This is a genomic window from Flavilitoribacter nigricans DSM 23189 = NBRC 102662 (assembly GCF_002646595.1).
GTDB classification, from domain to species: Bacteria; Bacteroidota; Bacteroidia; order Chitinophagales; family Saprospiraceae; genus Flavilitoribacter; species Flavilitoribacter nigricans.
This window is the reverse complement of sequence record NZ_PDUD01000045.1, coordinates 1-13,362: the sequence shown is the minus strand read 5'-3', so window position 1 is coordinate 13,362 and position 13,362 is coordinate 1. Positions and strand designations below refer to the sequence as shown.

Annotated in this window: 12 protein-coding genes; 10 read left to right on the top strand and 2 right to left on the bottom strand. The window is 50.7% G+C overall.

Translation table 11 applies throughout. The features are described 5' to 3' along the window. Window positions 1-125 precede the first annotated feature (125 nt). The 3 genes from CRP01_RS33850 to CRP01_RS33840 all read left to right on the top strand — a co-directional run bounded on the left by CRP01_RS33850 (window position 126) and on the right by CRP01_RS33840 (window position 2,763). Window positions 126-605: a hypothetical protein gene (locus CRP01_RS33850; protein ID WP_099154520.1), complete on the top strand. Its 480-nt coding sequence runs from the start codon at window positions 126-128 to the stop codon at window positions 603-605. A gap of 232 nt (window positions 606-837) precedes the next feature. Beyond that, entirely contained in the window at window positions 838-2,019 is a 1,182-nt protein-coding gene (locus CRP01_RS33845) for a hypothetical protein (RefSeq protein WP_099154519.1), read from the top strand. Between the two features lie 33 nt (window positions 2,020-2,052). Next, window positions 2,053-2,763: a CPBP family intramembrane glutamic endopeptidase gene (locus CRP01_RS33840; protein ID WP_099154518.1), complete on the top strand. Its 711-nt coding sequence runs from the start codon at window positions 2,053-2,055 to the stop codon at window positions 2,761-2,763. Window positions 2,764-2,868: 105 nt separating this feature from the next. On the opposite strand, the gene CRP01_RS33835 is transcribed toward CRP01_RS33840, so the two are convergent. Beyond that, window positions 2,869-3,405 carry an AAA family ATPase gene (locus tag CRP01_RS33835; RefSeq protein ID WP_099154517.1) on the bottom strand — a complete coding sequence of 179 codons (537 nt, stop codon included), beginning with the start codon at window positions 3,403-3,405 and terminating at the stop codon, window positions 2,869-2,871. Between the two features lie 62 nt (window positions 3,406-3,467). Between CRP01_RS33835 and CRP01_RS33830 the strand changes: the two genes are divergently transcribed. From CRP01_RS33830 to rfbD, 6 genes are all read left to right on the top strand, one after another. After that, window positions 3,468-4,049 carry a hypothetical protein gene (locus tag CRP01_RS33830; protein WP_099154516.1) on the top strand — a complete coding sequence of 194 codons (582 nt, stop codon included), beginning with the start codon at window positions 3,468-3,470 and terminating at the stop codon, window positions 4,047-4,049. Between the two features lie 74 nt (window positions 4,050-4,123). Then, a complete protein-coding gene (locus CRP01_RS33825; protein ID WP_099154515.1) occupies window positions 4,124-4,807 on the top strand; it encodes a hypothetical protein in 684 nt (227 codons plus the stop codon). A 3-nt stretch (window positions 4,808-4,810) separates the two neighbouring features. Beyond that, entirely contained in the window at window positions 4,811-5,704 is an 894-nt protein-coding gene (gene era, locus CRP01_RS33820; protein WP_099154514.1) for a GTPase Era, read from the top strand. A gap of 135 nt (window positions 5,705-5,839) precedes the next feature. Further along, window positions 5,840-7,144 (top strand): ribosome biogenesis GTPase Der, encoded by a 1,305-nt coding sequence (der, locus tag CRP01_RS33815; RefSeq protein WP_099154513.1) that lies wholly within the window; start codon window positions 5,840-5,842, stop codon window positions 7,142-7,144. Window positions 7,145-7,230: 86 nt separating this feature from the next. Next, a complete protein-coding gene (rfbC, locus tag CRP01_RS33810; protein ID WP_099154512.1) occupies window positions 7,231-7,773 on the top strand; it encodes a dTDP-4-dehydrorhamnose 3,5-epimerase in 543 nt (180 codons plus the stop codon). Between the two features lie 29 nt (window positions 7,774-7,802). Next, window positions 7,803-8,678: a dTDP-4-dehydrorhamnose reductase gene (rfbD, locus tag CRP01_RS33805; protein WP_099154511.1), complete on the top strand. Its 876-nt coding sequence runs from the start codon at window positions 7,803-7,805 to the stop codon at window positions 8,676-8,678. A 48-nt stretch (window positions 8,679-8,726) separates the two neighbouring features. Here the strand turns inward: rfbD and CRP01_RS33800 are convergent, their stop codons facing one another. Continuing rightward, window positions 8,727-9,851: an alkaline phosphatase gene (locus CRP01_RS33800; protein ID WP_099154510.1), complete on the bottom strand. Its 1,125-nt coding sequence runs from the start codon at window positions 9,849-9,851 to the stop codon at window positions 8,727-8,729. 437 nt (window positions 9,852-10,288) lie between these two features. Here CRP01_RS33800 and CRP01_RS33795 point away from each other — a divergent pair, with 437 nt between their 5' ends. Then, window positions 10,289-13,075, top strand: a complete 2,787-nt coding sequence (locus CRP01_RS33795) for a gliding motility-associated C-terminal domain-containing protein (protein ID WP_099154509.1) — start codon at window positions 10,289-10,291, stop codon at window positions 13,073-13,075. Window positions 13,076-13,362: the final 287 nt, after the last annotated feature.

Here is a 13,362-nt window from a genome sequence, read left to right as displayed (position 1 = left end):
AACAAGCGAAGGACGATATCTGCTGCAGGTGGACCGGGAAGGAATAAAGAAACGTTGACTACTTCAGATATACAGTAGCCGCTATTCCGTCATTTACAATCATTTGCACCGGCAACTTAGAATACATGGAAAGATTTTCAAACAGCAGGACCGCCTATTGGGATCAAATCATACACGAACTATCCGGACCACGGAGTGAATCCTTCGGCGAATTGAGGTTCCGGTACACGGAACTCGGGCAGCTACTAACGCATGCATTTTCAATCAGTCAGTTCGATCCCGATCGAAGCAAATTGATCCTATTATCCTGGAATGCCGCGTACGATAATGCCCGGTTTGACAAAGGGATCTATAATCTCGACCGGCTGTCGATTAAACGTCGGGAAATAAAATTGGAAGCTAAAGAAATGGATCTACTCACAGGACATCTGGAGGCTGAATTCGCGTTGACCGGCTGGGATGGGATCACTCTGGATGGATTGTTCTGCCGGCTCGAATTTGGAGACAAGAAGATCGAATGGAATTCCGATCATGAGATCAACGAAAATTTATGCAAGCTAATCGACTTTTTTCGAAATAAAGCTGGTCGGGAATTTGATAGGTAGTACATTCTGCTTGTTCCTGTTTATTTTAACGAAGGTGATTTCTAAAACGAAGTGCCGATACTGATCAGCGGCCGCTTCTCTTGCACTCCGCACGCCCCACCTGCGCAAGTTTGTTTCATTCGAAAATTTTGAAGATCTAAGCTATTGAACGATGCGGTTTGCACCGGATCTCCAGATGTACCAGCTTGTGTACAGGCGTGGAATATTATTATTGAAAATTAACCGCTAAATAATGAAAAACTTACCCATCACCTATCTGTTATTATTGCTTTTTCCAGGTACGCTCTGCTTCGGACAAAATACTTATCCACTTTGGCAGGAAATGGAGGCCGGCCGCTACCATGTCGGTTTTAAAACCATTGAACTCGTTGATTCCAGCCGGACCACGGGACCAAAGTACGACGAGAACGGAACTATAAATGAAAACCGGTTTTTTCCCATTCAGATCTCCATCTGGTATCCGACCGACGCGGAATGGGATCAGGAGCGTGCCTGCCGCTTCAAAGCATACTTTTACAAAACCGCCCAAAAGAATGACTTCGCCGAACTGTCCGCAGAGCAGCGGGAAAATGCTATGGAGATCTTTTCCAGTTTTGCCAAATTCGGTTTCAAAGTTGAACTGAGTGCCGCCCAGTTGGAAGCGATCGGCAATACCGCAACGGCGGCCTTACCCGAGGCTCCACCTGTAGGGGGGAAATTTCCGGTGATCCTGGCCGGTCACGATGGTGGCGTGTGGAAGATGAGTACCCTCTCCGAATATCTGGCGAGTCACGGATACGTGGTGATCTCTACCGGATTGCTCTCCCAAACCTCCCGGCTGTTCCGGCAATCTCCGCAGATCGCGATCAATCGAAGAATAAGAACGTTCGAGATCCTGCGGGGAATGCTTCGTCATTTTGATTTCGTGGATGAAGACCAAAGCGGTTTGTTGGGCCTGAATGCCGATGGCATGTCTACACTGCTGTATCAGATGAAAAACCTGGAAGCGGAAGCTATTGTCAATATCGACGGCTGGGATGGAAAGAACAACGGCAACGGATACGTCAGCAATTCCATTTATTTTAATCCGGATAACATTCAGGTGCCTTTTGCCGAATTTCACCAGCACGAGGATCCCCCGAATGAATCCCTCCAATTGAATACGGCCATCTTTGACTCTCTCAGTCGCATCGATCGTTTTTCCTTTGTGTTGCAGGAATTCGGCCATGCGCCTTTGACGGGCAACATGATCGCACTACCCGAATTGCCCGAAAAAGTAGTTGCCCAGCACAATTTCTGGTTTACATTCATCAAAAGTTTTTTTGATGTGTATCTTAAGGGCGATCGGGACCAGCGTGCGGATTTGTGGAAAATGAGCGATGCGGATGCCCCTTTGTTCCAAAAGAATGAGCGGATTCGGGCGGAGAGGAAGTGAATGGAAGTCTGCCACCTAAAACTTATACACTAAATGATTGGAATTTTAGTAGCGATAGCCATTTCCTGGCTATTACTTTACTTCTTTGAAAAGCAACACATTCTAGCCCTGGGCCTGTTGCCGGTCACTAAACGGATCCGGCAGTTTCTGACCGGATTTCTAATTACCGGTCTGCTGTGCATCATGGCCCAGTATCTGGAAGCATTCCTGCGGTCCGGCATCTGGGTACTGAATGAAAATATTTCCGGAGCCACGATTGCCCGTTCATTCTGGTGGGACGTCCGGTCGGTCCTGACGGAGGAACTGATTTTTCGCGGAGCGCTGCTGTATATTCTGATCCGGAGGATCGGTACGGCAAAGAGCATTCTGATCTCGGCCATAGCTTTCGGTATATATCACTGGTTTTCCTTCGGTATTTTAGGTAATATCGTAGCGATGATCCTGATATTCATCGGGACCGGCCTGATGGGATACGCCTGGGCCTGGGCTTTCGCCAAGACCAGATCCATTATGCTGCCGTTCGGATTTCATCTGGGCTGGAATTTCTTTTACAATACCGTCTTTTCCAAAGGTCCGCTGGGCGAACTGCTGCTGGTGTTGCAGAGAGCAGAAGAATTGACGGATACGACCTCCTTGCTGAACTTTCTCACGGGCATGATCCTGGTACCGATTTTGGTGCTGTTGTATGTCAAATATTTCGTGAAAGCAGAAGCGCAGGCCGTTCCGGTGGGGGAGGATGGTTAAGGTCTGAAAATTTTTTCAATCGTAATTACAGTAACAAAATAGGTAGGAAGGAGGAACCTGACTCATCCGGCCATATACTGCTTATCCGGCTTTATAGCCAATCCATCAGGTACGAACGACAAACTGCTCATGCACCGCCGCGATCGCCAGCTGCAGTCGCCTGCTCTCCTGGCCGCCGATCTCTGCAAAGGGTACGTCCAATTCTTCGATCTCCTGCCGATAAAGTTCAAAAAGCCGCCAACGATCTTCCGAATTAGGTGTTTCTCTTAGTGGATCAGGCGTCCATTCCAGGTCGGGTTTGCAGAGGAGGAAGAAATCGTAGGACCGGTTCGCCAGCAGGTCTTCAATACGTTGGTCGACGGTCCCGTATTTGAATAAAGACCAGATTTTTATCACTTCCAGTCCGGTATCGCAAAAGAGGTATTGCGAAGCTTCCAGTTTTTTCCGATCTTCCATAGCCGCTTGCCCCCGGGCGATCTCCAAAAGATCTTCCTGACGATAAGGTCGGTCTAGCTGCTCCAGATAGCTGCGGGCAAATTCGGGTACCCACTGCGTGCAGTAGTGCGCGGCCAGTTGCTGACTCAGGGTCGATTTTCCGCTGGATTCCGGCCCGGTGATCACTATTTTTTTAACTGATAACATATCCGTAAAGGTCGTAATTTCGTACGATCCTTCGGTGAAAATAAAAATGAAGGACTAAGATTATGCACGATATTGAGCCACACTATCTATGGCGAGACGAGTATACTGCGGAAGAAGATGCCCGTTCTCCCTTCTTCGGTCGTCAATACGACGAATTTCAATTCAGCCAGAAAGTCTATAATTACTATATTCATCCTCAATGGGACAGCTTCGGATCGGCTACACTGTATCTGAAGATCATTTTTGTCGATTATATCGAGCAGTACGCCATCCTGGAACTGATCGGGGAATGGAACGACTGTTTACACAACGACATTATGTTCCTCAAGCGGGAGATCATCGATGCACTGATCCAGGAAGAGATCTACAAGTTTATCCTGGTCTGCGAAAATGTACTGAATTTCCACGGTGACGACGACAGCTACTACGAAGAATGGTACGAGGATATCCGCGATGAGGACGGCTGGGTCTGCCTGCTGAATACACTGCCCCACGTGGAAGAGGAAATGCAGGATACCCGCCTGCAGTCGTTTATCAATTTCGGTGGCCCGTTCAGCGATATCAACTGGCGGCCGCAGAAACCAAAAACGATCTACGAGGCGATTGAAGGGTTATTGCAGACAACAACGAAGCGGTTGTATTGAGAGGATGTGGGGTTCTGAAAATTAGGATTGACGTATCCTAACGTCCGCCCAACCGAAATAATCAATCCAATATTATGAAATATACTTACTGGTTCATTCTGGTCATTTTGGCCACCAACCTGAGCGCTCAATCCGAAGATCTCATTTTTGTCAACGGTCTGGATGTCAACGAAGAACGATATCCGGATATTAAGGATTCGCCCTATCTGTTCGGTGACGAATGGCATCCGGCGGATCTGCTCACCAAAGAAATGAAGCGCGTGCCCAATATGCCGACGCGCTACAATATCTATACCGGCGAATTTGAGGTGCGACAGGGTGATAAATTCATCCGGCTGGCTAATGACCGGTTTATGCGGATCGAATTCGAAGTGAACGAAGATGGCGAAAAGGTCGACAATGCGGATGAAAAGCTGGTCTTTCAGGCGAGTTTCCACCCCCGCTTCCGGGATCACTTCGTGAATCTGATCTATTCGGGCAGTACGATGGTGGTGTTCCGGGATTTTCGGGCGATCGTTTCCGAGAAGACAGTCCAGAATGTGGGACAGACCGTGGAGTTCAAACGGTTTTTTCCCAAGGTAGATTATTACCTCATGCAGAACGGGGAATTGAAGACCATCAAACCGAATAAAAAGACCCTGATCAAACTCCTGGGGCACAAAAAGGAACTGGAGGCTTATATCAAAGAACACAAGCTGGACCTGGAATCTGCGCCGGATCTGAATAAACTGCTTACCTTTGCGGAAACGCTAAGTTAAAACATGCATAAATCCGGATTTGTAAATATCATCGGCAGACCCAACGTAGGCAAGTCTACCCTGACCAATGCTTTGGTGGGGGAGCGGATGTCGATCATTACCAATAAACCCCAAACCACCCGGCATCGGATCATCGGTATCGTCAACTCGGATGATTACCAGATCATCCTTTCCGATACGCCGGGTATCGTCGAAGACCCTTCTTACCAGATGCACCACGCGATGAACCGCTTTGTGCAATCCACTTTCGAAGACGGGGACCTGATGCTGCTGGTGACGGAAGTACACGAGAAATACGATCCGGATGATGCCACCATCGAAAAACTGAAAAATGTTAAAGCTCCCGTTTTCCTGATCATCAATAAGATCGACCAGGCCTCTCCGGAAGAGATCCTCAAGTTGATCGAAGACTGGAAAGACCGGATTGATTTTACCGAGATATTTCCCATTTCCGCGCTGCATCACACCAATACGGAACGCCTGCTGGAGCACATCGTGAAATACCTGCCGGAAGGTCCGGTATACTATCCCAAGGATCAGTTTACCGACCGGCCCGAACGTTTCTTCACCACCGAGATCATCCGCGAAAAGATACTGGAACAGTACGAGCAGGAGATCCCCTATTCGGTGGAAGTAGCGATCGAGAGTTTTGAGGATTCCACGACCAACAGCGGCGAGGATCTCGCGCGCATCCGGGCCCTCATCTATGTCATGCGGCGCAGTCAGAAGGCCATCATCATCGGCAAGCGCGGTGATGCGATCAAGAAGCTGGGCATCGAAGCCCGGAAAGCCCTGGAGACCTTTTTGGAGCGCAAAGTCTTCCTCGAACTCTACGTAAAGGTGAAAGAGAACTGGCGGGATGATGACCGCTCTCTCCAGTCCTTTGGCTATCAGTAGGTAGCAATGAAAATGTGGCCATCTGAGCCGGCCCGCAGCGATAATATTCCCGCTGCCGGGTATCGGTCGGGCCCGGCCTACCTTATTAGTAAGTATTTCCCTATTTTTGCGGCAACAAACAGACAGTAATTTTCAATGAATAATATAGTAGCCATCGTGGGGCGCCCGAACGTGGGAAAAAGTACCTTGTACAATCGACTCATCGGAGAACGCCAGGCCATTATTGACGATATCAGTGGCGTAACCCGCGACCGGCAATATGGAAGCAGTTTTTGGAACGGTAAAACCTTTACGGTTATCGATACCGGAGGTTTTGTAAAGGGCTCGGATGATATCTTTGAAGCGGCGATCCGGGACCAGGTGAACATCGCGATCGACGAAGCGGCGGTGATCATCTTTATGGTGGATGTGACTACCGGCATTACGGATCTCGACGAAGAGATCGCCGATATGCTGCGCCGTACCGAAAAACCGGTATTACTCGCGGTCAATAAAGTGGATAATGCCGAACGGCAAATGGAAGCCAATGAGTTTTGGGGACTGGGTTTTGAAGAGACCTTCTTCCTGTCTTCCATGACCGGTAGCGGTAGCGGTGAATTGCTGGACCTGGTAGTGGAAAAACTGCCGGAAGAAGAAGAACCGGAACCGAATCAATTGCCGAAGATTGCCATCCTCGGCCAGCCAAATGTCGGAAAATCCTCTTTCACCAATGCCCTGCTGGGCGAAGAACGCAACATCGTAACGGATATCGCCGGTACCACCCGCGATTCCATTCACTCCAAATATTCCAAGTTCGGCAAGGAATTCCTGCTGATCGATACCGCCGGGTTGCGGAAAAAATCCAAGGTACACGAAAACCTGGAGTTCTATTCCGTAATGCGGGCGATCAAGGCCGTGGAAGAAGCTGATGTCTGTATCATCATGATCGACGCCCAGACGGGTATCGAATCCCAGGATATGAACATCCTGCGCCTGGCCCAACGGCGTAATAAAGGCATCGTGCTACTGGTCAACAAGTGGGATCTGTTGGAAAAGGAAACCAATACCGCCCGGGACATGGAGCAGGAGATGCGCAAAAAGATCGCTCCTTTCAACGATGTGCCGATCCTGTTTATCTCCGTGCTGGAAAAGCAGCGGATCTTTCAGGCGATCGATGCTGCCCTGCAGGTACACGAGAACCGGGAACGCAAGATCAAGACCAGCGAGTTGAACGAATTCATGCTGGAGGCCATCGAGCGCCGCCCGCCGCCCGCTTACCGGGGTCGGCTGATCAAGATCAAGTTCGTGACGCAGTTGCCGACCTACTATCCGGCCTTTGCCTTCTTCTGCAATCACCCCAAGCACATCCGGGAGCCTTATAAAAACTACCTGGAAAATCAGCTGCGGAAGAAATTTGATTTTACCGGCGTGCCTATCGGCATATTTTTCCGCCAAAAATAAGGTTCGATATTCATTGGATCAGGTCCTCATTGGTCCGGTACCCCCCGTATACCGCATTTGAGTTTCAACCAATAAAAATTGTTTTCATGCCATTTCTCTCTACTGATTTTTCCGGATTGATGGTTTTCGAACCCCGGGTATTTACCGATGATCGGGGCTATTTCTTCGAATCCTACCAACGGAAAATCTTTGCGGAAGCGGGGATCACTACGGATTTTATCCAGGATAACGAAGCGAAGTCTACTTTCGGCATCTTGCGCGGACTACACTACCAGGTGCCGCCGTACACCCAGGCCAAGCTGGTGCGGGTAGTGCTGGGAGAGGTACTGGATGTTGTGGTGGATATCCGGAAAAACTCGGCTACCTACGGCCGTCATTTCAGTATCCGGCTGAGTGCCGCGAATAAAAAGCAGTTGTTCGTTCCGCGGGGCTTTGCCCACGGTTATGCCGTACTGAGCGAAGAGGCGATCTTCTGTTACAAGTGCGACAACTATTACTCGAAGGAACACGAAGGTGGCCTGCGCTACGATGATCCGGCCCTGGAGATTGACTGGGAAATTGACCTGGAAAAGGCGATCCTGACCGAGCGGGACCGGACCTGGCCCGATCTGGGAGCCCACCGGGTGTAGCAACTGATGTCCTCCAATAAATTTAAACCATGAATATCTGTATTACCGGGGCCGGTGGCCAGTTGGGTCAGTCGTTTAAGTCCCTTACCGGCGCCTATCCTCAGTGGCAATTCCATTTTGCGGATCGTTCCATCGCCGATCTCAGTGATTTATCCACCGTAGATCAGTGGCTGGAGGCCTCGCAACCGGACGTTCTGATCAACTGTGCCGCTTATACCAACGTTAATCAGGCCGAAGAGGATGAAGCTCTGGCCCGGCAGATCAATGTCGATGCCGTGGAACACCTGGCTCGCTATTGCAGCCGGAAAGCCATTCCATTATTCCATTATTCCAGCGATTACGTCTATCATACCGAGCGGGGAATTCCCTTTCGGGAAACGGATGCGACCGCTCCGAAAGGGGTTTACGCCGTAACCAAACTGGAAGGAGAGCGGGCGGCCCTCGCGGCGCACGCCGGTACTACGGTGATCCGGACCTCCTGGGTGTACGCCAGTATGGGGCACAATTTCGTCCGGACGATGTTGCGTCTGGGTAGCGAGCGGGATGAATTAAAGGTGGTGTCGGATCAGATCGGCACGCCGACCTACGCGCCGGATCTGGCGGCGGCCAGCCTGCAGATGTTGCAAGCCTGGCGGCAGGGAACCGTAAGTGGGGAGGATATGGCCGGTATCTTCAATTTCAGCAATGAAGGTGTTTGCAGCTGGTACGACTTTGCCCTTGCCATTTTCGAATTAAGCGGTTTGGAGTGCACCGTCCACGCGGTGGAATCCCACGAGTTTCCCAGTCCGGTAGAGCGGCCCCACTACAGCGTATTGAACAAAACCAGGATCAAAAAGACCTTTCAGCTGGAGATCCCGTACTGGAGGGAGGCTTTGGGACGTTGTCTGGCCGCTATCGGGCAATAACCCGCGAGGGCACCCGTCCACGGAAGTAACGTCCCAAAGCCCGGGACATTACTGACCCGGCGTTTCTTTCACAAATCCCTCCATCATCTTGCCATAAATGTCATTATTCTGGTAGATCCCCATAAAGCGGTCCGCTCCGGGGCCGTAGGCAAATACGGGGATCAGGGCTGCCGTATGCCCCCCGGTAGAAAAGGTCGGATTCAGCTGACCGTAGTCACTGCGGCCGAAAGTAGTGAGCGAAGAAAGCGCCAGACCACCGGTCTCGTGGTCAGCGGTGATCACCACGAGGGTATTTCCATCTTTCTCCGCAAAATCCATTACCCGTCCGATCGTTTCGTCAAAGTCTTTCATTTCCTCAATGATGTAGGTGCCGTCATTGGCGTGGCCACCCCAGTCGATCTGGGAACCTTCGATCATCAGGAAAAAGCCTTTATCATTCTGATTGAGGTGTTCAATCGCCATTTCCGAAGCTTTGGGTAGGAATTTTCCCCGGCCATCGGTCATCGGCGGCATACCGTCGGCCGCGAGGAAAGCCACATAGGGCTTGGAAGCCGTATAGTGCTCACCCAGTTTGGTGGTGTCCACTACCACGCCCTTGGAGGAGAGCGTAGCCAGCAGATCCTTGGAATCCGTGCGATTGTGGAAAAACTTGATCCCACCGCCGGCTGCAAAATCTATCGGGTGTTCGGCCATAGCCATAGCGATATCTTCGTGCTGGTTGCGGCTCGGTACGTGGGCGAAAAAGGAAGCCGGGGTGGCGTGGGTGATCGAAGAGGTAGCTACGAGTCCGGTGCTTTTTCCGGCCCGGGCGGCGTATTCCAGAATGGTGCCGCGGGAGATCGAATCACCATCCACACCGATCGCTCCGTTAAAGGATTTGTAACCGGTGGAGAAGGCCGTAGCTCCGGAGGCGGAATCCGTGATCTTGGCGTTGGTCGGCGTATTCTGGTGTAGACCGATATGTTTAAAGCGCAAAAAGTTGGAAGGCTTATCCTGGAAATAAAAACTGGTCGACACCTGCGTCAGCCCCATGCCGTCACCGACCAGCAGGATGACGTTTTTCGGGGATTGGGAACGATTGGCGGCCACGGAACTGGACGCAACGGAACCTGATCTCTGGCAGGCGCTGAATGCAAAAAGGCCGATAATGGCCACAAGGAATATTTTTTTCATGAAGTTTTCTCTTCAGTTAGATAGCTAAAATTAATCGGGCAAAAATAAGCAGGGGAATCATAAATCATAATACGCTTGGTTTAAGTTATTGTAAAGGGGCCGATAGATGGACCAATTGATTTGCATTTTTCGTCGGTTACACGCACATTTTACCGTTTGGCCCATCTTTTTATGGTTCTCTATTGTTGAAATAGTTAAATTGGTACTCGTATACCTGATATTTACACCAAACTAGTTGTAACACGCCGATTCAAATTCTGGAGTCCCCCCTGACCGGGACTGTAAGTGCTGCCCGGGTAAATCCCCACGGGTCTTCGGGTCGAAAACGGCCGGTAAAGCCCCTGAACCATAAATTCCGGCAGCTGCTGAAAAAAATAGTTTACTAACGATACAAACCACGAGTAGGTATCTGCGTTTACCTACTATATCCAGATACTATGTTTGAGAACAATTACATGCTACGCTATCTCCTAAGTGCTTTTATCATTCTTCTGGCGAGCCAGGTAGCTTTGGCTACGCACAACCGCGCGGGACAGATCTCGGTGCGGCAGGTGGGAGATTGTACCCAGAGCCTCACCATTGAAGCGACGATCATTACCTACACCAAGGCCAGTAGCCGACCCGCCGACCGGGATACGCTCACCATTTGCTGGGGCGACGGCAACTGCCAGCGGGTACTGCGGAATAACGGCCCGGGTAATCCGCCCGATGGCGAACTGCTGGAAAACGATACCAAATTCAACATTTACATTGCGGAACATACCTACGCTGCGCGTGGTACTTACGTGATCTCGATGACGGACCCCAACCGGAACGGAGGCATTCTCAATGTGAATTTCCCGAACTCGGAACAGATCCGGTTCCATATACAAACGACGTATACCATCCCGAACCCCCAGTTTCAGGGGTGTAACGATACGCCGGTGCTCTTACAGCCTCCGATAGATATCGGTTGTGTCGGGCAGATCTTTACCCATAACCCTAACGCTTACGATGTGGACGGTGATAGTCTTTCCTATCACTTTATCACACCCCTGCAGGAGGTCGGGCAGGTAGTTCCGAACTACTTCTTCCCGAATATGATCAACAGCGGGAGTAATAATCAGATCACCATCGATGAAGTCACGGGGGATATCGTCTGGAATGCCCCCCAGAAACCGGGCGAATATAACCTGGCCATGATCATTGTGTCCCACCGCGACGGTGAACCCATTGATACGGTCGTGCGGGACATGCAGATCCTCATCGAGGATTGTGCGAACCAGCCGCCGATCGTGGAAACGGCCTACGATGAGATCTGTGTGATCGCCGGTGAAGTGATCGAATTGCCGGTAACGGTGACGGCTCCGGCTTTTGAAGATAAACAACTCGTGCGTCTTACCGCGCTGGGTGGACCCTTCGAAGTGGACATCAGTCCGGCTACTTTCCTGCCGAACGATAATTCTTTCCAGGCCGATCCGTTGACCAAGACGTTCCGCTGGGAAACGCAGTGTGAACACATTTCCGATCAATACTACTCGGTCGTCTTCCGGGGCGTGGATAACTGGTTTGGAGATACGACTGGGCTGGCGACTCTGAAAACCCTGCGGATAAAAGTGATCGGACCGCCGCCGGAAAACCTGGACGTTGAGGCCGGATCGGGGCAGGTAGAACTGTTCTGGGACAATCCCTACGTTTGTGATATGACTTTGGATGACGGATTCCGCGGATTCATCGTCTGGCGCCGGGAAGGTGGCAACCCACCGCCGATCGACACCTGTGCGCCGGAACTCATTGGCTATACCCAACTCAATTTCGATCCTACACCCACTATTGTAGATGGTCGATATTACTTCCTCGACGATCAGGTAGAACGAGGGCGTAATTACTGTTATCGGGTAACGGCGCAGTTCTCGAGGATAACGGAAACCGGGAATTACATTTACAATCTGGTGGAGAGCCTGCCCTCGGACGAGGTATGCGTTCAACTCAACCGGGATATTCCGCTGATCACGAAGGTCGATGTGGAAACGACTTCCGCTTCGGAAGGAACGATTGGGGTGTGTTGGACCAAACCGAAAGCCGAAGACCTGGATACGGTGATGAACCCCGGACCCTATACCTACGAAGTGCTGCGCGCCACAGGGATCACGGAGGATGATGCTGACTTTTTCCCGATTAATATTTCCTTTACCAGTGAAACCTTCGCCGGAGCAAATGATACGTGTTTTACGGATATGGGACTCAACACCCTCGCCGAAGCGTATACCTACAAGATCAATTTCTACGTAGGCGGTGGAAACGTGCCGCTCGGATCCACCAACCCGGCATCTTCCGTATTCCTGACGGTGGCCCCGACCGATGAGGCCAATGTGTTATCCTGGTCGGAAATGGTTCCCTGGGAAAATGATGAATATACCATTCTGCGGCAGAACGATCAGGGCGAGTTTGAGGAACTGGCTACGGTGTCGGCCCAGAATTACCGCGATGAAGGACTGACCAACGGACAGGAGTATTGCTACAAGATCCGCAGCAGCGGCTCCTACCGGGTAGACGGAGTGCCGAGCCCACTGATCAACCATTCCCAGATCGCCTGTCAAACGCCATTTGACAATGTACCTCCCTGCCCGCCGGAACTGGTCGTAGATGATATTTGTGATGACAATGTGGATTGTACGCAGATCGACCTGCTAGTCAATCAACTGGACTGGACCAATCCGAACGAGACCTGCGAGGATACGGATGACGTAGCCAGCTACAATATCTATTATTCCCCCACTCAGGACGGAGAATTCACGCTGATCGGCATGACCAATGACGCAAACGACAATTTCTTCGATCATCAGCCGGGTGAAAGTATTGCCGGTTGCTACGCAGTTACCGCTCTGGACGGGCTGGGCAACGAAAGCCAACGGAGTAATATCGTCTGCGTGGAGAACTGCCCGATCTACGATCTGCCGAACGCATTCACCCCGAACGGGGACGGGCAGAACGATGTATTTGTACCGTATCCCTACTGTTTTGTAGCGGAAGTAGAGTTCAAGGTCTTCAACCGCTGGGGGCAGGTCGTTTACGAGACCAGTGATCCGAGCCTGAACTGGAACGGTGATAACCTACGGGGCGAACAACTGGCCGATGGTACCTACTATTATACCTGCCGGGTATTTGCCCAAACGGTAGATGGAATCGTGCCGCTGGAGGAAGAGCTAAGTGGTTACATCGAATTGATCCGGAGCACCCGTTGATCCGCCGTAAATCCGACTTCCAGTCGGATTAATACATAAGAAAAGCGGCTGGGAATTTTTCCCAGCCGCTTTTCTTATGTATATCCCATCAACCCGCTCGTTAATCCGACTGGAAGTCGGATAATTCACTACCGCGAAAGTCACCGGCCGACTGGAAGCCAGCGTTACAGTAGGCCATCCCTGTAAATTCTAGGTGATTAACTTTCAATAAATTAGCTTAGGAAAAGGCAAATAAAATACCCCGAATCTAGGCACATTTGCCTATTTTCGGGGTAAACATTTTATTA